Origin of the sequence: Salmonella sp. 32120201201600049SM, from assembly GCF_017572835.1 — a bacterium.
In the GTDB taxonomy this organism is placed as follows: Bacteria; Pseudomonadota; Gammaproteobacteria; order Enterobacterales; family Enterobacteriaceae; genus Salmonella; species Salmonella enterica.
This window is the reverse complement of record NZ_JAGESA010000003.1, coordinates 40,408-60,866: the sequence shown is the minus strand read 5'-3', so window position 1 is coordinate 60,866 and position 20,459 is coordinate 40,408. Positions and strand designations below refer to the sequence as shown.

Annotated in this window: 16 protein-coding genes; 8 read left to right on the top strand and 8 right to left on the bottom strand. The window is 53.3% G+C overall.

The features are described from left to right. Window positions 1-2 precede the first annotated feature (2 nt). Window positions 3-821 (top strand): anaerobic sulfite reductase subunit AsrB, encoded by an 819-nt coding sequence (gene asrB / locus J4650_RS08760; RefSeq protein WP_000017587.1) that lies wholly within the window; start codon window positions 3-5, stop codon window positions 819-821. A 10-nt stretch (window positions 822-831) separates the two neighbouring features. After that, window positions 832-1,845, top strand: a complete 1,014-nt coding sequence (gene asrC / locus J4650_RS08755) for a sulfite reductase subunit C (protein WP_023993588.1) — start codon at window positions 832-834, stop codon at window positions 1,843-1,845. Here asrC and J4650_RS08750 read toward each other — a convergent pair whose 3' ends face one another. Both J4650_RS08750 and J4650_RS08745 read right to left on the bottom strand, forming a co-directional pair. Next, window positions 1,846-2,832: a nickel/cobalt transporter gene (locus J4650_RS08750; RefSeq protein ID WP_023993587.1), complete on the bottom strand. Its 987-nt coding sequence runs from the start codon at window positions 2,830-2,832 to the stop codon at window positions 1,846-1,848. Then, a complete protein-coding gene (locus J4650_RS08745) occupies window positions 2,823-3,461 on the bottom strand; it encodes a DUF1007 family protein (RefSeq protein ID WP_023993586.1) in 639 nt (212 codons plus the stop codon). The genes J4650_RS08750 and J4650_RS08745 overlap by 10 nt, the downstream gene beginning before the upstream one ends. Before the next feature lie 125 nt (window positions 3,462-3,586). Between J4650_RS08745 and csiE the strand changes: the two genes are divergently transcribed. Further along, window positions 3,587-4,864, top strand: coding sequence for a stationary phase inducible protein CsiE (gene csiE, locus J4650_RS08740; protein WP_000982963.1), 1,278 nt, complete (start codon window positions 3,587-3,589; stop codon window positions 4,862-4,864). Here csiE and J4650_RS08735 read toward each other — a convergent pair. Together J4650_RS08735 and glyA are read right to left on the bottom strand one after the other, a co-directional pair. After that, complete coding sequence (locus J4650_RS08735; protein ID WP_001173729.1) at window positions 4,859-5,998, bottom strand: 3-phenylpropionate MFS transporter; 1,140 nt, start codon at window positions 5,996-5,998, stop codon at window positions 4,859-4,861. The genes csiE and J4650_RS08735 overlap by 6 nt on opposite strands. Window positions 5,999-6,193: 195 nt before the next feature. Further along, complete coding sequence (glyA, locus tag J4650_RS08730) at window positions 6,194-7,447, bottom strand: serine hydroxymethyltransferase (RefSeq protein WP_000919178.1); 1,254 nt, start codon at window positions 7,445-7,447, stop codon at window positions 6,194-6,196. A 324-nt stretch (window positions 7,448-7,771) separates the two neighbouring features. On the opposite strand from glyA, the gene hmpA reads away from it, so the two are divergent. The 5 genes from hmpA to dtpD all read left to right on the top strand — a co-directional run bounded on the left by hmpA (window position 7,772) and on the right by dtpD (window position 16,123). Then, entirely contained in the window at window positions 7,772-8,962 is a 1,191-nt protein-coding gene (gene hmpA / locus J4650_RS08725; RefSeq protein ID WP_000883091.1) for an NO-inducible flavohemoprotein, read from the top strand. A gap of 181 nt (window positions 8,963-9,143) precedes the next feature. Continuing rightward, entirely contained in the window at window positions 9,144-10,688 is a 1,545-nt protein-coding gene (gene cadC / locus J4650_RS08720; protein ID WP_001187144.1) for a lysine decarboxylation/transport transcriptional activator CadC, read from the top strand. Between the two features lie 360 nt (window positions 10,689-11,048). Continuing rightward, entirely contained in the window at window positions 11,049-12,380 is a 1,332-nt protein-coding gene (cadB, locus tag J4650_RS08715) for a cadaverine/lysine antiporter (RefSeq protein ID WP_000100008.1), read from the top strand. Between the two features lie 82 nt (window positions 12,381-12,462). After that, window positions 12,463-14,607 (top strand): lysine decarboxylase CadA, encoded by a 2,145-nt coding sequence (gene cadA / locus J4650_RS08710; protein WP_001100652.1) that lies wholly within the window; start codon window positions 12,463-12,465, stop codon window positions 14,605-14,607. A 55-nt stretch (window positions 14,608-14,662) separates the two neighbouring features. Then, entirely contained in the window at window positions 14,663-16,123 is a 1,461-nt protein-coding gene (dtpD, locus tag J4650_RS08705) for a dipeptide permease DtpD (RefSeq protein ID WP_000856793.1), read from the top strand. 48 nt (window positions 16,124-16,171) lie between these two features. Here the strand turns inward: dtpD and glnB are convergent, their stop codons facing one another. From glnB to qseE, 4 genes are all read right to left on the bottom strand, one after another. Then, window positions 16,172-16,510, bottom strand: a complete 339-nt coding sequence (gene glnB, locus J4650_RS08700; protein ID WP_000717694.1) for a nitrogen regulatory protein P-II — start codon at window positions 16,508-16,510, stop codon at window positions 16,172-16,174. A 76-nt stretch (window positions 16,511-16,586) separates the two neighbouring features. Then, complete coding sequence (glrR, locus tag J4650_RS08695; protein WP_024131115.1) at window positions 16,587-17,921, bottom strand: two-component system response regulator GlrR; 1,335 nt, start codon at window positions 17,919-17,921, stop codon at window positions 16,587-16,589. Further along, window positions 17,921-18,685, bottom strand: a complete 765-nt coding sequence (qseG, locus tag J4650_RS08690; protein ID WP_001054239.1) for a two-component system QseEF-associated lipoprotein QseG — start codon at window positions 18,683-18,685, stop codon at window positions 17,921-17,923. The genes glrR and qseG overlap by 1 nt, the downstream gene beginning before the upstream one ends. Window position 18,686: 1 nt before the next feature. Next, complete coding sequence (gene qseE / locus J4650_RS08685) at window positions 18,687-20,117, bottom strand: two component system sensor histidine kinase QseE/GlrK (protein ID WP_001670672.1); 1,431 nt, start codon at window positions 20,115-20,117, stop codon at window positions 18,687-18,689. Window positions 20,118-20,459 lie beyond the last annotated feature (342 nt).

The following is a 20,459-nucleotide window of genomic DNA, read 5'->3' as shown; positions in this document are numbered from 1 at the left end:
GCATGTCACATTGTTCCTGTCATGATAAACCGCAGCACAGTTTGCTGCCTGCGGCGTACCGCATCCTCAGTATTACTCGCCACACGCCGCTGGAGTGGAATTTCCGCGTGGCCGTCGATTTTCCCGCGCACTGGGGGCAATTTGTTGAGGTGTCGCTGCCGCGCGTCGGCGAAGCGCCCATCTCCGTTTCCGACTACGGCGACGGCTGGATAGATCTGCTGATCCGTAATGTCGGAAAAGTGACCAGCGCCCTCTTTACGCTGAAAGAAGGCGACAACGTGTGGCTACGCGGCTGCTATGGCAATGGCTATCCGGTCGATACGCTGCGCCATAAACCCTTACTGGTTGTCGCAGGCGGCACGGGCGTCGCGCCGGTGAAAGGCTTAATGCGCTATTTCGTTGAGAATCCCCAGGAAATTGGTCAACTGGATATGATTCTCGGCTATAAAAATCGCGATTGCGTGCTGTACAAAGAAGAAATGGCGACGTGGCGCGGCAAACATAATCTGGTGCTCACGCTGGATGAAGGCGAGGCTGATGACCGTTACCAGATTGGCCGGGTGACCGATCGGCTTGCCGACATGACGCTTAGCGATATCGACACTATGCAGGCCATCGTCGTTGGGCCGCCAATAATGATTACCTTTACCGTAAAAATGCTGCTGCAAAAAGGGCTCAAGCCGGAGCAAATCTGGGTGGACTACGAACGCCGGATGGCCTGCTCCGTCGGGAAGTGCGGCCACTGCCGTATGGGCGAAGTGTATGTCTGCACCGACGGCCCGATATTTAACTACGCCGTCGCGCAACGTTTTGCCGATTAAGGAGAACATCATGAGCATTGATATTGATATCATTAAAGCCCGTGCGAAAAACGAATATCGCCTGTCAAAAGTGCGCGGCGAAGCCATGATCAGCGTCCGCATTCCCGGCGGTATTTTGCCCGCGCATTTGCTAACGGTGGCACGTGACATCGCCGAAACCTGGGGCAACGGACAAATTCACCTCACTACCCGCCAGAAGCTGGCGATGCCGGGTATCCGTTACGAAGATATCGACAACGTGAACACTGCGCTGGAGCCGTTTCTTCGCGAGATTGAAATAGAACTGTGCGACGTCCAGGTTGAGGATACCAAAGCGGGCTATCTCGCTATTGGCGGGCGAAATATTGTCGCCTGTCAGGGGAACCGCATTTGCCAGAAAGCCAACACTGACACGACCGGTCTGTCCCGTCGTCTTGAAAAACTGGTCTATCCCAGCCCTTATCATCTCAAAACGGTCATTGTTGGCTGCCCGAATGATTGCGCGAAGGCGTCAATGGCCGATCTGGGAATTATTGGCGTGGCGAAAATGCGCTTCACTGCCGATCGCTGTATCGGTTGCGGCGCCTGCGTGAAGGCCTGTAGTCACCACGCGGTAGGCTGCCTGGCGCTGAAGAACGGCAAAGCGGTCAAAGAAGAGTCCGCCTGTATCGGCTGCGGCGAGTGCGTGCTGGCCTGTCCGACGCTGGCCTGGCAACGTAAGCCGGATCAGCTCTGGCAAGTCCGTCTGGGCGGACGCACCAGTAAAAAGACGCCGCGCGTCGGCAAGCTCTTCCTCAACTGGGTGACTGAAGATGTGATAAAGCAGGTGATCGTTAACCTGTATGAATTTGAAAAAGAGATGCTCGGCGGAAAACCAATCTATCTACATATGGGCCATCTGATCGACAAAGGCGGCTATCTGCGTTTTAAAGAACGGGTACTGCGCGGCGTTCAGCTCAATCCGGAAGCGATGGTCGCCGAACGCATTTACTGGGCCGAAGACGAATCCGTCGCGCGGATGCATCTCAAACCCGCCGGACACTAATCAACCACGCCATGGCCGCAGCCCGCCCACAGGCTGCGGCACGCTAAACCACATGACCAGCGCCGCGACAAGCAGCATGACCCCTCCGGCCAGCGCCAGCGTTGACCAGCCTACCTGCCGCCATAACGCTGGCGCTTTGTTTCCACTGAGCTTCACCGCCAGAGCACGAAAAGTGTGTACCAGCAACGCCAGCGAGGTAATCGTTAGCGAGGTTCCCGCCGCCATCGCCAGTACCGACGCCATTCCCCAGCTAAAAACGCCAATCACTTTACTGAATAACAGCACCATTATCGCGCCGGAACAGGGCCGCATCCCCATAGACAGTACGATCATGAGTCGCGCGCGCCAGTCATCGCCGCTATGCAATTGTTCCTGCGTCGGTAGATGCTGATGTCCGCAGCCGCATTTTTCATGGTGAACATGGCGCGGCGTAAAAGCGATAAAGACAGGTTTACGTAGCAGCGCGCGTAACCTTTTTATGGCCCGCCAGCACAGCAAGATGCCCAGCCCGCCAACTAACGCATAGCTCCCCTTTTCCAGCCAGAAACCGCTCAGATGGAGCTGCCTGGCCGGAAGTTGCAATACGGTCAGCACGCCCACCACCAACCCGATAGCCACGAACCCCTGTAATAACGCGGCGGCGAGGGTTAACACGATACTTGATTTCAGCTTCGAAGGATGCGTCGCCAGCCATGTCGCGATCACCACTTTGCCGTGTCCCGGCCCCAGCGCATGAAGCACGCCATACATAAAACTCAGCAGAAGCAACGATCCGCCCGCCCGCTCAGGATGCGTCGCCACCGCATTAAGCAGCGCGCTCAACTGCTGATTTACGTCCCGCTGCCAAAGAGCGCTTTTCAACATCACCTGCGGCCAGGCCTGCCATATCCACAGACCGCCAACCAGCATCAGCAGCAGGAATAACGCCAATGGCCACAGCGAGAGCCAGCGTCGCCCCGGAGTGCGTTGAGAAAAAATTACTGACATTGCAAGGTCACCGTTTGGGCAAACTGTTTACCTAAATCCATATCCTCCGGCGGCGCGTCCTCTTTATCCAGCGACTGGGCGAAACGTAGCGTCTCTTCGCCGGGCGCAGGAGTATAAACCTGAATCCGACACTTTTCGCGCAGCGGTTCCGGCATCGTGATATCGCTGTCCTGGTCATAATGCATATCGACATAATAAGAGGGATCAAACGTTGAAAAGGTATAAGTCTGTCCGCTTAACGGCTGCGGTTCAGCCAGCGGTAGCGTAAAGGTCAATACCGCCTGATGCGCGTCACGCGTCATACCGTATTCTGTCGGCCTGTTTTTAAACTTCACTTTCGCGCCATTGCGCCACACTTCTGTAAAGTAGTGCTGCCCAAGTACGTTAGCCATCACTTCCGCCGCCAACTTTTTCCATATTTCTGACCCCGGTGCCGCGTTTCCGGCGTCATACAGCAGATCTGCGGACGTCAGCGCGTCCATTGTCCAGCGCATTTTTAACGCCACAAATTGCTCATTTTCACTGACCACCTGCGTTTGCAGACGGATGAAGCTGTGCGGATGCGCCGCCGCCACGAAAGATAAAACGGTAAGAAATAGTGTTAAGGCGCTGCGTTTCACTGGCTTCATCTGTTCCTCGCGATAAAAATTCTGTGACGTTCCTCAGCATTCCTGGCCTAAAAGCACGCTTATCACATTTTTCACACGCAAACTTTAGCTATCCTTACCAGACAAACTAACGGGAGACCTGACAGATGATGCCGACAATTGCCCCACCATCTGTACTTTCCGCTCCCCAGCGCCGCTGTCAGGTATTGCTGACGCTTTTCCAGCCGGAGCCAATTGCCACGGTGGAAATCTTCAGCGCGCTTAATGGCGTTGATGATGATACTGCCCGTGAGGATATCACTGAGACAAGCCTGGAGATCCAGCGCTATCATCGCCTTGCCATCACAACATGCCAGAACGGTTGCTATCGGATCGAAGGTACAGCACTCGATCAGCGCCTTTGCCTTTTACACTGGCTCAGGCGCGGCCTGCGTTTATGCCCGACCTTCGTCACGCAACAGTTTACCCCGGCCTTAAAAAACGCGCTAAAGCAGCGCGGTATCGCGCGTCCGCTGTATGACGATATTAATCTGCACGCGCTCATTAATCTGTGCGCCCGCCGGTTGCAAAAACCATTTGAACATCGCGACGTGCAGTTCCTGCGTCTCTTTTTACAGTATTGTCTGCTACAACACCATGCCGGCATCACCCCGGAATTCAACCCTGTGCAGCAGATTTGGGCGCAGTCGTGCGCGGAATATCCACTCGCCCAGGAAATTGGTCGTCACTGGCAACGCCACGTGATGCAGGCCGCACCGCTCAATGAAGCGCTGTTTATGGCGTTACTGTTTTCAATGATTCGCCTCCCCGACCCGATTCGCGACACGCATCAACGGGCGCAGCAACTGCGACTGGAGGTGGCGCGGCTGGTGCTGCGCTTTCGAGAAAAAGGGAACGTACGCTTCAGCGACGAACAAGGGCTTAACGATCAGCTGTATGTCCATCTCGCCCAGGCGCTGAACCGAAGTTTATTCACGATTGGCATCGATAATACGCTTCCGGAAGAGTTCAACCGTCTTTATCCGCGTCTGGTTCGCACCACACGTGAGGCGCTCGCCGGGTTTGAAGCCGAATATGGTATCCACTTTTCCGAGGAAGAGACGGGGCTGGTGGCAGTGATTTTCGGCGCCTGGCTGATGCAGGATAACGATTTGCATGAGAGACAGATCGTATTGTTAGCGGATAAAAATGATGCGCTGGAGACGCATATTGAGCAGCAACTGCGTGAACTGACCCTGTTGCCGCTGAATATCAGACGGATATCGCTCCAGGCGTTTCAAAAAGAGGGATGCCCGCGCGGCGTAGCGCTGATTGTTACCCCTTACGCCACGCCGCTACCGCTCTTCTCACCGCCATTAATTCATGCGGATCGCACCCTCACAGAGCACCAGCAGCAGCAGATCCGCAAGATCCTGGAATCATGACGCGGCAACCACTTTGGGCCGAAGGAAGATAGCGGGCAATGCCACCAGCGCCATAATCCAGAATACGCCGCCGCCCAGATGTTGATACAGAAAACCGGCAAATACTGTCATAATCGCGATGCTGCCGCCCATCGCCACAGCGGAATAGACGGCCTGCAAACGAATCACCTCGCTTCCCTGACGCGCAGCGATATAGCGCATAGCGGCCAGATGGCAAACGGTAAACGTGCCACAGTGCAGGATTTGTATCACAATCAGCCACGGCAACGCCGTACTCCAGCCCATCAGTCCCCAGCGTACCACGCCGCACACAGCGGAAAGCAACAGCAAGTCGCGGGCGCTAAACCGGCGGAATAGCTTTTTACTCAGTGCGAAAATGATCACTTCCGCCACCACGCCCAACGACCATAAATAGCCGACCGCCGATGCTGAATAGCCAGCCCCCTGCCAGTAGATGGCGCTAAAACCGTAGTAGGCGGCGTGCGCCCCTTGCAGCAAACAGACGCAGGCGAGAAAACGCCAACTTTGTGCCACCAGCGTACGCCAGGCGGGCCAGCCTGCGCTCTCCTGCTGACGACTTTCCCCTTGCGGCGGCACGCTGGGACGTAACAACATACCCAGCAACATCGAGGCGACGCCGAGCGTCAGTAGCGCCAGAATCGCCTGGTAATCGTATAAACTCACCAGCTTACCGGTCAGCGCCGACCCTATCACGAAGGCGATGGACCCCCACAGCCGCACCCGACCATAGTCCAGGGTAATTTGCTTTTGCCAGGTATTGGCCAGCGCATCGGTCAGCGGCACCAGTGGTGAAAAGAAGAGGTTAAACCCAACCATTACCACCATTAGCCACGCGACATGCGTTCCTGCCCAAAATGCCAGCGCAAATACCAGCGTCAGCAATGCCAGTACACGCAGCGCGGAGATCAACCGCGAAGGATCGCTTACGCGAGGCGCAATGAGCAGACTACCGAGAAAACGCGCGACCAGACCCACGCCCAGCAGAAGACCGATGGTTTCCGGCGTTAGCCCAAGACCTTTGAGCCAGACGCTCCAGAAGGGCAGAAAAATACCGTAACTAAAGAAGTAGGTGAAATAACTGAGCGCCAGCCAGCGCGTGGAATGCAATGCCATGATTCCCTCCCGTTTGGAGGCGATAGTCTGGCGGTAAACGGTTGCGCTGGCAAGGGTAACATAAGATTAACAAGCGGAGGGAGAAGTTCAAACGGCAACGCCGCCGAATAATGACTTCCGGCGGCGTCACGTTATGGCGCATAAGTAATGCCCGACAGACGCAGCGCCATCGGGCCATTCTCACAACACAAGCGCTTACGCGTAAACCGGGAAGCGGGCGCAGATATCCAGCACTTTCGCTTTCACGCGTTCAATGGTGGCTTCATCATTGATGTTGTCCAGCACGTCACACATCCAGCCAGCCAGCTCTTTCACTTCCGCTTCTTTGAAGCCGCGACGAGTGACCGCTGGAGAACCGATGCGGATACCGGAGGTCACGAACGGGCTCTTAGGATCGTTCGGCACGCTGTTTTTGTTCACGGTGATGTTAGCACGGCCCAGCGCGGCGTCAGCTTCTTTACCGGTCAGGTTTTTATCCACCAGGTCCAGCAGGAACAGGTGGTTCTCAGTGCCGCCAGACACCACTTTGTAGCCGCGGTTCAGGAACACTTCCACCATCGCTTTGGCGTTTTTCGCCACCTGCTGCTGGTAAACTTTGAACTCCGGCTCCATCGCTTCTTTCAGCGCTACCGCTTTACCCGCGATCACGTGCATCAGCGGGCCGCCCTGCGCACTTGGGAAGACGGCGGAGTTCAGTTTTTTATACAGCTCTTCATCGCCGCCCTTCGCCAGGATCAGGCCGCCGCGCGGACCCGCCAGGGTTTTGTGGGTGGTGGTGGTGACAACGTGAGCGTGCGGAACCGGGTTCGGGTAAACGCCTGCGGCAATCAGGCCCGCCACGTGCGCCATGTCGACAAACAGGTATGCGCCGATGCTGTCAGCGATTTCACGCATTTTTGCCCAGTCAACCACGCCGGAGTAGGCAGAGAAGCCACCGATAATCATCTTCGGCTTGTGCTCTTTGGCCAGCTTCGCCATCTCGTCATAGTCAATTTTACCGGACTCATCGATACCGTAAGGTACGATGTTGTACAGTTTACCGGAGAAGTTAACCGGGGAGCCGTGAGTCAGGTGGCCGCCCTGCGCCAGGTTCATACCCAGAACGGTATCGCCCGGTTGCAGCAGCGCGGTGTAAACAGCGAAGTTAGCCTGAGAACCGGAGTGCGGCTGCACGTTAGCGTAGTCGGCGCCGAACAGTTCTTTCGCGCGGTCGATAGCCAGCTGCTCTACGACATCAACGTATTCGCAACCGCCGTAGTAGCGCTTGCCCGGATAACCTTCAGCGTATTTGTTGGTCAGCTGAGACCCCTGCGCCTGCATCACGCGCGGGCTGGTGTAGTTTTCGGAGGCGATCAGTTCGATGTGCTCTTCCTGACGTACTTTTTCCTGCTCCATAGCCTGCCACAACTCGGCATCATAATCGGCAATGTTCATTTCACGCTTTAACATCCGCATCTCCTGACTCAGCTAACAATAAAATTTGTGCCTGAAAAGGCAGTCCGTGGGACTTCGGCCAACAGTATAACCGAATCATTCTTCGATAACAGGTCTTGACAAAGGTTTTTACGCAAACGATTACCTATGCGTCAGATAAGGGTTTCCTGAACGAGAGCCTGACGAATTTCAACGGATTTCTTTTCAGCTTTGTGATGCAGATTTTTCACGTTGTTACCTCCATAACGTAAAGCAGAGAAGATCCATTTACAATGCAAGGGTATTTTTATAAGATGCATTTGATATACATCATTAGATTTTCACATAAAGGAAGCACGTATGCTTGACGCACAAACCATCGCTACAGTAAAGGCCACCATTCCCCTACTAGTTGAAACAGGACCGAAACTGACCGCCCACTTCTACGACCGTATGTTTACGCATAACCCGGAGCTCAAAGAAATCTTCAATATGAGCAACCAGCGTAACGCCTCCCAGCGTGAAGCCCTGTTTAATGCTATCGCGGCCTACGCCAGCAATATCGAAAATTTACCGGCGTTGCTGCCGGCGGTAGAAAAAATCGCGCAGAAGCACACCAGCTTCCAGATTAAGCCGGAGCAGTACAACATCGTCGGGACACATCTGCTGGCGACGCTGGACGAAATGTTCAACCCGGGCCAGGAAGTGCTGGACGCGTGGGGCAAAGCCTATGGCGTACTGGCTAACGTCTTTATTCATCGGGAAGCCGAGATTTATCACGAGAACGCCAGCAAAGACGGCGGCTGGGAAGGCACGCGCCCCTTCCGCATCGTTGCGAAAACCCCGCGTAGCGCACTGATCACCAGCTTTGAGTTTGAACCGGTCGACGGCGGTACGGTGGCGGAATACCGTCCCGGGCAGTATCTGGGCGTCTGGCTGAAGCCGGAAGGTTTTGCGCATCAGGAGATCCGCCAATATTCACTGACCCGTAAACCCGATGGCAAAGGGTACCGTATTGCCGTGAAGCGTGAAGACGGCGGCCAGGTATCAAACTGGTTACACCATCACGCCAGCGTAGGCGATGTGGTGCATCTGGCTGCGCCGGCAGGTGACTTCTTTATGAATGTCGCCGCTGATACCCCCGTTTCGCTGATTTCCGCTGGCGTCGGCCAGACGCCGATGTTAGCGATGCTCGATACGCTGGCGAAAGAACAGCATACCGCGCAGGTGAACTGGTTCCACGCGGCGGAGAACGGCGACGTCCATGCGTTTGCCGACGAAGTGAGCGAGCTGGGCCGTACACTGCCGCGTTTCACTGCCCATACCTGGTACCGCGAACCGACCGAGGCCGATCGCGCCCAACGCGTCTTTGACAGCGAAGGGCTGATGGATTTAAGCAAACTGGAAGCCGCAATCAGCGATCCGGCAATGCAGTTCTATCTTTGCGGCCCGGTAGGCTTTATGCAGTTTGCCGCAAAACAACTGGTTTCCCTTGGCGTGAATAACGAAAACATTCATTACGAATGCTTCGGCCCGCATAAGGTGCTGTAATTGCAAGAAATCCTCTGAAAAAACGGGCGTTATCGTTAAGGCGAACGCCCGTTTTCCTCCCCGTTCCCCTGCTTATTGCGCTGCTTTTTATGCCTTTCTTTTACAAAAAAGGGGAATAAAAAAAGTCTGTGCAAATCGTGTTATTATTAACGTTTGACTTAGCTCGTTAGGGCATCTTTTTATGCAGCAACCTGTTGTACGCATTGGAGAGTGGCTGGTTACACCTTCTGTTAATCAGATCAGTCGTCAGGGACGCCAGATTACTCTTGAACCACGGCTGATCGATCTTCTGATGTATTTTGCGCATCATCCGGATGAAGTGTTAAGCCGGGATAACATTATTGATCATGTCTGGATGCGCACCATCGTGACCAACCATGTTGTCACCCAAAGCATTTCTGAACTACGCAAATCATTAAGAGATGGCGGAGACAGCAATGCTGAATACATCGTTACCGTACCTAAACGCGGCTATAAGCTGACGGCGCCGGTTATCTGGTGCGAAGAAAATAGCGATGAGATCGATAATTCATCAACGTCGCCTCCGCCGCCGATCGCAGCAACGAATGCAGAACCGACAGAGGGGGCTACTGCCGCTACGCCTGTGCCGCCCGCTTCTTTGCAAACGCCGACTAAAAAGGCGAAAAAGCCGCGTATCGCCGCTTTCTGGACGTGGGTAATGTTCCTGCTCTCGCTGGCGACGCTGGTGGTGTTTATCGTGATGTCGGTGGTAGATCATAATGCCGCGGTAACAAAAACGCGGTTATTACTTAACCCACGAGATATAGATGTTCGTTTTGAAGGCGGCAATTCCTGTAATAACTGGGTCTCGCAGGAGTCCTACGCCATCGGTCTGGGCGGCTTAATCACCGACCTGCTGAACACCTACTCGACCTTTATGGTGCACGATAAAACCAATTACCGGGTTAATGAGCCAAGCAGCTCCGGTAAGACGTTAACCATTCAGTTTGTCAATCAGCGCCACTATCGGGCGCAGCAGTGCTTTATGTCTGTGGTGCTCATTGATAACGCCGATGGTTCAACCATGCTGGATAAGCGTTATTTCGTCACCAATACTAACCAGTTGTCCATCCAGGATGATCTGTTTAATAGCCTGTCTTTCGTTTTAACACAGCCCTGGCCTAATCGTATGCGAGAACAACTGGCCCTGTTCAGAACGCCGCAAAATACCGCACTGATGCGTTTTTATGAGGCGCGCCAGCTTATTCTGAGCGGCGATGCGCAGGCGCTAGGTAAAGCCAGCGATATTCTGAATGGCATTATTAAGGAAACGCCTGATTTCAACTATGCCTATGAATATAAAGTGCTGGTAGATGTATTACGGCAATCACAGCAGCCGTTTGATAAAGAACAAGTGGCCGCACTGAACGAAGAGTTTAAAAAAATAGATCAAATTCCGGGCGTTGAGAAAACGTCTGTTTATTATAAAATCAAGACCGTTGATCTTTTGGGCAAAGGTGATATCGATGCAGCGTATGAGGAAATCAATAAAAGCATCGAGCTTGAAATGTCGTGGTTTAACTATGTCCTGTTGGGGAAAGTTTACGAAATGAAAGGTGAGAATCGTCTGGCCGCTGATGCCTATCTGACCGCCTTTAATTTACGTCCAGGTGAAAACACGCTGTACTGGATCGAGAACGGCGTATTTCAGACATCCGTTCAGAAAATTGTCCCTTACCTGAATAGTTTTCTGGCAGAAGATTAAATTTAACGCTGAACCATGACAAATAAAAGCGAAAAGATATTAAATTTTTCGCTTTTATTTTGTGAAAAACATGTTGCCAAAAATAGCTTATGTTAATTTTGGCAACATATTCATTGCAAAGATATGTAAATATAACTCTTTGTAATTAAACGATGTTTATCCTTTCATGATATTTTCCATGATATTTATATGTTAATTCAAAAAAATCAATCTATCAGTTTTTTCATGTTTGTGTTTATTTCATTTTTTCTTTAGGACTTATCTCAACCCATTCGTTAATCTTGTCGACAGTTGAACGGGCACGCAGCATATATGAAGCATAAGCCCGGTTCTTAAAAATACAGCTCAGGAGAAATGAACATGAGTTCTGTCAAAAAGATCGGGCTATTTGCCTGTACTGGCGTCGTTGCCGGTAATATGATGGGGAGCGGGATTGCATTATTACCCGCCAACCTTGCCAGTATTGGTGGCATTGCCATCTGGGGCTGGGTAATTTCTATTATTGGGGCAATGTCGCTGGCTTATGTTTATGCGAGGCTGGCAACCAAAAACCCTCAACAGGGTGGCCCTATCGCTTATGCTGGGGAAATATCTCCGGCGTTTGGTTTCCAGACCGGCGTTCTTTATTATCACGCAAACTGGATTGGTAACTTAGCCATCGGTATTACCGCTGTTTCTTATCTTTCTACGTTCTTCCCGGCATTAAATAATCCAATACCGGCAGGTATTGCCTGTATTGCTATCGTCTGGCTGTTCACCTTTATTAATATGCTGGGTGGGGCCTGGGTCAGCCGCTTGACAACGATTGGCCTATTCCTGGTACTGATCCCGGTAGTCTTGACCGCAGTCGCCGGCTGGCATTGGTTCGATATCGCGACCTATCACGCGAACTGGAACACGTCCACGACGACCGACTCTCACGCCATTGTTAAAAGTATTCTGCTCTGCCTGTGGGCGTTCGTTGGCGTTGAGTCTGCCGCCGTCAGCACCGGCATGGTGAAAAACCCGAAACGCACCGTACCGCTGGCAACCATGCTGGGTACCGCGCTGGCAGGCATCATCTATATCGCCGCGACTCAGGTTATCGCCGGGATGTTCCCAGCTTCCGTTATGGCCTCTTCCGGCGCGCCGTTCGCTATCAGTACCTCCACGATTCTGGGTGGCTGGGCTGCGCCGCTGGTTTCCGCCTTTACCGCTTTCGCCTGCCTGACGTCTCTGGGCTCCTGGATGATGCTGGTCGGCCAGGCTGGGGTTCGCGCCGCCAACGACGGCAACTTCCCGAAAATTTACGGTGAAATGGATAAAAACGGTATTCCGAAAAAAGGTCTGCTGTTGGCTGCGGTGAAAATGACGGCGCTGATGATTCTGATCACCATCATGAACTCCAGCGGCGGTAAAGCGTCCGACCTGTTCGGCGAACTGACCGGGATTGCCGTACTGCTTACCATGCTGCCGTACTTCTACTCCTGTGTTGACCTGATTCGCTTCGAAGGGTTCAACATCCGTAACTCGGTAAGCCTGATTTGTTCTGTACTGGGCTGCGCATTTTGCTTCATCGCACTGATGGGCGCCAGCTCCTTCGAACTCTCCGGCACCTTTATCGTCAGTCTGATCATCCTGATGTTCTACGGTCGCAAAATGCACCAGCGCCAGAACAACGACAGCGACAACAATACGGCTGAAGCGCTTTAACCGCTAACTCCTTTTTCTCAAAGCCCCTTTCGTCACCTGCTATAGCGTAGCGGGAGGGGCCCACTTTACCAGGAACAAGACTATGAACGTTATTGCTATCATGAACCACATGGGCGTCTACTTTAAAGAAGAGCCTATTCGTGAACTGCATCGTGCACTGGAAGGTTTAAATTTCCGTATCGTCTATCCAAACGACCGAGAAGACCTGCTGAAGCTGATTGAAAATAACTCCCGCCTTTGCGGCGTCATTTTCGACTGGGATAAATATAACCTTGAGCTTTGCGAAGAGATTAGCAAGCTGAACGAGTATATGCCGCTGTACGCCTTCGCCAACAGCTACTCTACGCTGGACGTCAGCCTCAACGATCTGAGAATGCAGGTTCGCTTCTTTGAATATGCTTTAGGCGCCGCAGCCGATATCGCGGCGAAAATTCGCCAGAATACCGATGAATACATCGACAATATTCTGCCGCCGCTGACAAAAGCACTGTTCAAATATGTGCGCGAAGGGAAATATACTTTCTGTACGCCTGGCCACATGGGCGGGACCGCTTTCCAGAAAAGCCCCGTCGGCAGCATCTTTTATGATTTCTTCGGCCCGAACACGATGAAATCCGATATTTCGATTTCCGTTTCTGAACTGGGTTCGCTGCTGGACCACTCCGGCCCGCATAAAGAAGCGGAAGAGTATATCGCCCGCGTCTTTAACGCCGAACGTAGCTACATGGTGACGAACGGCACCTCTACGGCGAACAAAATCGTCGGTATGTACTCCGCGCCGGCAGGCAGCACGGTACTGATTGACCGTAACTGCCATAAATCGCTGACCCATCTGATGATGATGAGCGACATTACGCCGATTTATTTCCGCCCAACCCGTAACGCCTACGGTATTCTTGGCGGTATTCCGCAAAGCGAGTTCCAGCACGCCACTATCGCTAAACGGGTAAAAGAGACGCCTAACGCGACCTGGCCGGTCCATGCTGTTATTACTAACTCAACCTATGACGGTCTGTTGTATAACACTGACTACATCAAGAAAACTCTGGATGTGAAGTCCATTCATTTTGACTCCGCCTGGGTGCCTTATACCAATTTCTCCCCTATTTATCAGGGTAAATGCGGTATGAGCGGCGACCGTGTAGAAGGCAAAATCATTTATGAAACCCAGTCCACGCATAAACTGCTGGCGGCGTTTTCACAGGCATCCATGATTCATGTTAAAGGCGACATTAACGAAGAAACCTTTAACGAAGCCTACATGATGCATACCACCACTTCTCCGCACTACGGTATCGTAGCGTCTACTGAAACCGCAGCGGCGATGATGAAAGGTAATGCGGGTAAACGCCTGATTAACGGCTCTATTGAACGTGCGATTAAATTCCGTAAAGAAATTAAACGCCTGAAAAGCGAATCCGACGGCTGGTTCTTTGACGTATGGCAGCCGGAACATATCGATGGGGCTGAGTGCTGGCCGCTGCGTTCAGATAGCGCATGGCATGGCTTCAAAAATATCGATAACGAACACATGTACCTCGACCCGATCAAAGTCACTATCCTGACGCCGGGGATGAAGAAAGACGGTACGATGGATGAGTTCGGTATTCCGGCAAGTCTGGTCGCCAAATATCTCGATGAACGCGGCATCATCGTAGAAAAAACCGGTCCATACAACCTGCTGTTCCTGTTCAGCATTGGTATCGACAAAACCAAAGCTCTGAGCCTGCTGCGCGCGCTCACTGAATTTAAACGCGCCTTTGACCTGAACCTGCGCGTCAAAAACATCCTGCCGGCACTGTACCGCGAAGCGCCTGAGTTTTATGAAAATATGCGCATCCAGGAACTGGCGCAGAATATTCATAAACTGGTCGAACACCATAATCTGCCGGACTTAATGTACCGTGCGTTTGAAGTGCTGCCGAAAATGGTGATGACGCCGTATACCGCGTTCCAGAAAGAGCTGCATGGCGAAACGGAAGAGGTGTATCTTGAAGAGATGGTTGGACGCGTCAACGCCAATATGATCCTTCCTTACCCTCCGGGAGTGCCGCTGGTAATGCCTGGTGAAATGATCACCGAGGAAAGCCGTCCGGTACTGGAATTCCTGCAAATGCTGTGCGAAATCGGCGCCCACTATCCGGGCTTCGAAACCGATATCCACGGCGCCTATCGTCAGGCAGACGGACGTTACACCGTTAAGGTGCTGAAAGAAAATACGAAATAAGTACCAAAGGGAAGTGGCTTGCCACTTCCCTTTTTTCACGCAGCAAGGAGACTTTATGAAAACACCCTCACAACCGCGCGCGATTTTTTACATCGTGGCGATTCAAATTTGGGAATACTTCAGCTTTTACGGCATGCGTGCCTTACTCATCCTTTATCTTACCCACCAGCTTGGTTTTAATGACAGCCACGCGATCAACCTCTTCAGCGCCTACGCCTCTTTAGTTTACGTTACCCCTATTCTTGGCGGCTGGCTTGCCGACCGCCTGCTTGGCAACCGCGTGGCGGTTATCACCGGCGCCTTATTGATGACGCTGGGTCATGTGGTATTGGGCTTAGAATCTGATTCAACGCTGAGTTTATATGCGGCGCTGGCCATTATTATCTGCGGCTACGGCTTGTTTAAATCCAATATTAGCTGTCTGCTGGGCGAACTTTACGCCCCTGATGACAACCGCCGCGACGGGGGATTCTCGCTGCTCTACGCCGCCGGGAATATTGGATCGATAGCCGCGCCGATCGCCTGTGGTCTGGCGGCGCAGTGGTATGGCTGGCATGTCGGCTTTGCGCTGGCGGGCGTGGGAATGTTCATCGGCCTGCTCATCTTTTTAAGCGGTCATCGCCACTTTCAGCAGACGCGCGGTGTTAATCGCCCCGCGCTGCGGGCGGTTAAATTCGCCCTTCCAACCTGGGGTTGGCTGGTATTAATGCTGTGTATCGCACCGGTATTCTTCACCCTCCTGCTGGAAAATAACTGGTCTGGCTATGTGCTGGCCATTGTCTGCGTCTTCGCGGCGCAACTTATCGCCCGTATTATGGTTAAATTTCCCGAACACCGTCGCGCCTTGTGGCAAATCGTTCTGTTAATGATCACCGGCACTCTCTTCTGGGTTCTGGCGCAGCAGGGCGGAAGTTCGATCAGTTTATTCATCGATCGTTTTGTCAACCGCCACTGGCTGAATATGACCGTTCCCACCGCATTGTTCCAGTCGGTCAATGCGATTGCGGTGATGGCGGCGGGCGTGGTGCTGGCGTGGCTGAGCAGCCCGAAAGAGAGCGCCCGCTCGGTGCTGCGCGTCTGGCTTAAATTTGCCGTGGGGCTGGTATTAATGGGCGGCGGTTTTATGCTGTTGGCGCTAAACGCGCATCAGGCCCGGTTAGACGGGCAGGCATCAATGGGAATGATGATCGCAGGGCTGGCGCTGATGGGCTTTGCGGAGCTGTTTATTGATCCGGTCGCGATGGCGCAAATTACCCGCCTCAACCTGCCTGGCGTCACGGGCGTACTAACCGGTATTTATATGCTGGCGACCGGCGCGGTCGCTAACTGGCTGGCTGGCGTCGTCGCGCAACAAACCACGGAATCGCAAATTAGTGATACGGCGGTAGCCGCCTACGGACACTTTTTCTCGCAAATGGGCGAGTGGACGCTAAGTTGCGTGGCGCTGATCGTCGCCATTGTCGGCCTGAGATGGGTTTGCACCCGGACTACATCGGCGCTACCGCAGGGCGATTAAACGGTGGTTCGCTGCCCACAAGGAGGGGACGGGCAGCGAATCGGCACATCAGATAGCCGCGTCGTCTTCTTCGCCAGTACGGATACGAATAACGCGGGCGACATCAAAGACAAAGATCTTACCGTCGCCGATTTTCCCCGTCTGCGCGGTACGAATGATGGTGTCAACACAGGTATCCACGATGTCGTCAGGCACAACGATTTCAATTTTTACCTTCGGCAGAAAATCCACCATATATTCCGCGCCGCGATACAGCTCGGTGTGGCCTTTTTGACGGCCAAAGCCTTTGACTTCGGTGACCGTCATGCCGGTAATACCTACCTCGGCCAGCGCTTCACGGACATCGTCCAGCTTGAAGGGTTTAATAATCGCATCAATCTTTTTCATGCTATTCCTTGAAAAGGTCGCCTGTGTTTTGATCGGTTAAACGTAACATATTTCGCGCTACTTTACGGCATGAAAACTACTCTTTGAAATCATTCGCATCCAGTTCGTGACGGGAGAGTAGCTTATAGAATTCCGTGCGGTTGCGCCCCGCCATCCTTGCCGCGTGCGTCACGTTACCTTTGGTAATTTGCAGTAACTTGCGCAGATAGTTCAGTTCAAATTGGTTTCGCGCTTCGGCAAAGGTGGGCAGCGCGGTGTTTTCGCCTTCCAGCGCCTGTTCGACCAACGCATCGCTGATCACCGGCGAAGAAGTTAACGCCACGCATTGTTCAATGACGTTGACCAGTTGGCGCACGTTGCCCGGCCAGCTTGCCGTCATCAGCCGTTTCATTGCATCAGTAGAAAAGGCGCGAACAAACGGTTTATGCCGCTGTGCCGACTGTCTGAGCAGATGATTAGCCAGCAGCGGAATATCCTCGGTACGCTCCGCCAGCGCCGGAATTTTCAGGCTCACGACATTCAGCCGGTAGTACAAATCTTCACGAAATTCGCCCCGCGCCATCGCCTTCGGCAGATCGCGGTGCGTCGCGGAAATAATTCGCACGTCGATATCAATATCGCGATTGCTGCCCAGCGGCCTGACTTTGCGCTCCTGTAACACCCGCAGCAGCTTCACCTGTAACGGCGCGGGCATATCGCCAATTTCATCCAGAAACAGCGTGCCGCCTTCCGCCGCCTGGAACAACCCTTCACGATTGCTTACTGCGCCGGTAAAGGCGCCGCGCGCATGGCCGAATAATTCGGACTCCAGCAACTGTTCCGGCAACGCGCCGCAGTTGATGGCGACAAACGGCTTGTTACTGCGCGGGCTGGCATTATGAATCGCCTGTGCGAAAATCTCTTTTCCGGTGCCGCTTTGTCCGTTAATCAATACGCTGACATCCGACTGCGCGACCATGCGCGCCTGTTCAAGCAGTCGCAGCATCAGCGGGCTACGGGTAACGATAGCGTTGCGCCAGCTATCGTCCGTCGCGGGAGCGGACTGTTCCAGCGCTTCATCTATCGCTTTATATAACGCGTCTCTGTCGATCGGCTTCGTCAAAAAGCTGAATACGCCTTTCTGGGTAGCGGCCACCGCATCCGGAATGGAACCATGCGCCGTCAGAATGATAACCGGCATTCCCGGCTGTACTTTCTGAATTTCTGTGAACAGTTGCATACCATCCATTTCGTCCATGCGCAGGTCGCTTATTACCAGATCCACTTTTTCCCGATGCAGTACCCGCAGTCCTTCCTGGCCGCTCTCTGCGGTCACGACGCTGTATCCTTCACTGGTCAGGCGCATACCGAGCAATTTCAGTAATCCGGGATCGTCATCGACCAGCAGCAGGTGCGCCGGTTTACGGCTTATCATGGCGTTACCTCATCTTGTGACGGCGACGGCGCCGCGCCATCTTCAGACGTCGCGGGTTTGTCATTCGTATGCGGCGTATCGGCGTTGTAATTCCCTGCCGGTTTTCGTGTCGAAAGCTGGCGCTCAATATCGGTTAAACTCTCCAGCTTACGGGTGGTAAGATCGAGCTGCGTTTGCAAGGCCTGTTGCTGCTGGCGCAGCGCATCCAGCTCACTATCTGACGTTTGCTGGAGTTTGCTATAACGCTGACGTTCGGCAGAAAGTGCTAATTGCAGCGCCTGACCGTCATGCCAGATTTGGTAGACGGGCCGTACCTGAGCCGGTATTTGCGCGCTTAACGCCTCCAGACGGGTCACTATGGCGCGCCGCTCCGGCGGCGTAATTTTTGCATCCGCCAGTAAAATCCCGCGCCTGAAGGCATTTTGCCAGTTATCATCCGTCAACGCGCGCGCCTCTGCGCGCGACTGAACCGGCATAAGACGATCGGCGCAGTCAATCGTGCGTAGCCAGTACAGCGGATTCGTCTCCACCGCCTGCCCGCGTAGCGACCAGATATCCGCGCACGCCGTCGGGAGATAATCCGCCAGTTGATAATGGGGGAGTGTGTCCTGCGCTGCGCTACCGGGCAGTTGCTGTGAAGCATGGGGAACACATGCGGTCAGCGCCAGACACGATATACCCACCGGTATTCCCCACCGCAAAAGGCATCGTTTAATAGTTTGGACGAAAACGTGTGACATACGCACCAGGCTTAAATTCATATTAGTGTTTGTCAGATGCAGGCAATGGCAGCGAGATGCGAAAACAAACTTCCTGCGCGTTGTCATCCACCAGTTGGATCTCTCCCTGCATTCGACGAATACAATCTCTGGCGATACTCAGCCCTAACCCACTGCCTTTTACCGCCCCTTTTCGCTGGTGGCTTCCCTGGAAAAAAGGCTCAAAAATCATTTCTCTTTCGGTTTGCGGAATCGGTTCGCCGCTATTAACCACATCGATATAAACCGTGGAGCCCTGAGAGCGACTACGGATACAAATGTTACCGGATTCAGCGCCATAGTGCACCGCGTTGGAATAGAGATTATCCAGCACGCTCATCAGCAACATGGGCTCTGCTATGCAGCGTTCGGCCTCCAGGTCGACATCGGTATGCATCATTTTAGCGCGGGCAGGCAAACTGTGGGCGGAAACCACCATATCCACAAGCGGCGCGATATCGACCGCTTCCAGCTCTGTGGCACTGTCTACCAGTTTCCGGTTGTAATCAAGCAATTGCTCAATCAATTTTTGTAAATTACGACTGCTGTCATCCAGAATATCGACCACCTCTTTTTGCTCCGGCGTCAGCGGCCCAACCACCTGATCGGCCAGCAGCTCAGTCCCCTCGCGCATACTGGCCAGCGGGGTTTTCAGCTCATGGGACAGGTGACGTAGAAACTGATGGCGCTGGGATTCCAGCCACGCCAGACGCTCACTCAGCCAGATAATGCGCTGCCCCACCGATCGTAATTCACGCGGACCGGTAAAGGTGACGGTATTCCCCAAAGAACGGCCTTCGCCCAGGCGATTAATCATCCGTTCAATTCCTTTCACCGGCCCGATAATCATGCGGGTAAAAAGTAGCACCATCGCCAGGCTCACCAGAAATAGCACCAGCGCCTGCCAGCCGAAAAATTGTCCGCGCTCGGCGATTTCTTGTTGTAACTGCTGCCCGCGCGAGTAAACCACGGTACGCGTCGCCTGCACCATTTCCGTATTCGCGTTGGCAAAGGCCTCCAGGCGCGCGGCCGCTGCCGCTTCCGGGCCGCTATCTTTACACTGCAATTGCGCCAGCGCGTTTAAATCCTGGCGTAACGCCTGATACAACTTATCATCCGGCAAGACGCCGGCATGGGCGTCCAGCATATCGCTATAGCGCTTACGCTGGCTTTGATACACTTTTGCCAGCGTCGGATCGTCAAGCACGCAATACTGTCGGTAGCTTCGCTCCATCTCCAGCGCGACGTTGGTCATCGCCTCGCTGCGCCGGGCGTCAATAAGCGTGCTGCGGTTAGTCACCGCAGCCTGATCGCTTAACGCGTTAAGGCTTTGCCACGCCTGCCAGGCCAGAACCAGCAACGGCAGCAGGATCAGCAAAAAGGCCAGCATGACCAATTGTCGTAAAGAACGGGGGAAAACAGACCAGCGCTTCAACGTGTCGCTCACATAAAAGAAGAATAAAAAAGATGCTAACCGAGGGAAGCGCCAGATACAACAAAGCCGGGCTAAACCCGGCTTTGTTATGGAATAAGGCGGTGCCTAACTCGACGTTTCGCCCGGAGGTTGATAAAGCTACGCTGTTATCAGAAGTTGGACGGCAGGCACCTTGTTGTGCGTCATTCGAAGTTTATGTAGCGCGTCCCTAAGGGGCTGACATAAGAAGGTGAATGAGCCACTGGTTATCATTATGCAGTAATTGTGCCAGGTTGCAAAACAATTAATTAACATGATGATTTTAATATATTTTATAACTTAACCTCACTCTGGCGCTAACGA

Bases quoted from the DNA above. Each gene is read 5' to 3' on its own strand.
- csiE (WP_000982963.1), top strand. From the start codon at position 3,587: ATGATGCCGACAATTGCCCCACCATCTGTACTTTCCGCTCCCCAGCGC.
- cadA (WP_001100652.1), top strand. From the start codon at position 12,463: ATGAACGTTATTGCTATCATGAACCACATGGGCGTCTACTTTAAAGAA.
- glyA (WP_000919178.1), bottom strand. From the start codon at position 7,447: ATGTTAAAGCGTGAAATGAACATTGCCGATTATGATGCCGAGTTGTGG.
- dtpD (WP_000856793.1), top strand. From the start codon at position 14,663: ATGAAAACACCCTCACAACCGCGCGCGATTTTTTACATCGTGGCGATT.
- cadB (WP_000100008.1), top strand. From the start codon at position 11,049: ATGAGTTCTGTCAAAAAGATCGGGCTATTTGCCTGTACTGGCGTCGTT.
- J4650_RS08735 (WP_001173729.1), bottom strand. From the start codon at position 5,998: ATGGCATTGCATTCCACGCGCTGGCTGGCGCTCAGTTATTTCACCTAC.
- glnB (WP_000717694.1), bottom strand. From the start codon at position 16,510: ATGAAAAAGATTGATGCGATTATTAAACCCTTCAAGCTGGACGATGTC.
- J4650_RS08750 (WP_023993587.1), bottom strand. From the start codon at position 2,832: ATGTCAGTAATTTTTTCTCAACGCACTCCGGGGCGACGCTGGCTCTCG.
- J4650_RS08745 (WP_023993586.1), bottom strand. From the start codon at position 3,461: ATGAAGCCAGTGAAACGCAGCGCCTTAACACTATTTCTTACCGTTTTA.
- hmpA (WP_000883091.1), top strand. From the start codon at position 7,772: ATGCTTGACGCACAAACCATCGCTACAGTAAAGGCCACCATTCCCCTA.
- asrB (WP_000017587.1), top strand. From the start codon at position 3: ATGTCACATTGTTCCTGTCATGATAAACCGCAGCACAGTTTGCTGCCT.
- cadC (WP_001187144.1), top strand. From the start codon at position 9,144: ATGCAGCAACCTGTTGTACGCATTGGAGAGTGGCTGGTTACACCTTCT.
- asrC (WP_023993588.1), top strand. From the start codon at position 832: ATGAGCATTGATATTGATATCATTAAAGCCCGTGCGAAAAACGAATAT.
- qseG (WP_001054239.1), bottom strand. From the start codon at position 18,685: ATGAATTTAAGCCTGGTGCGTATGTCACACGTTTTCGTCCAAACTATT.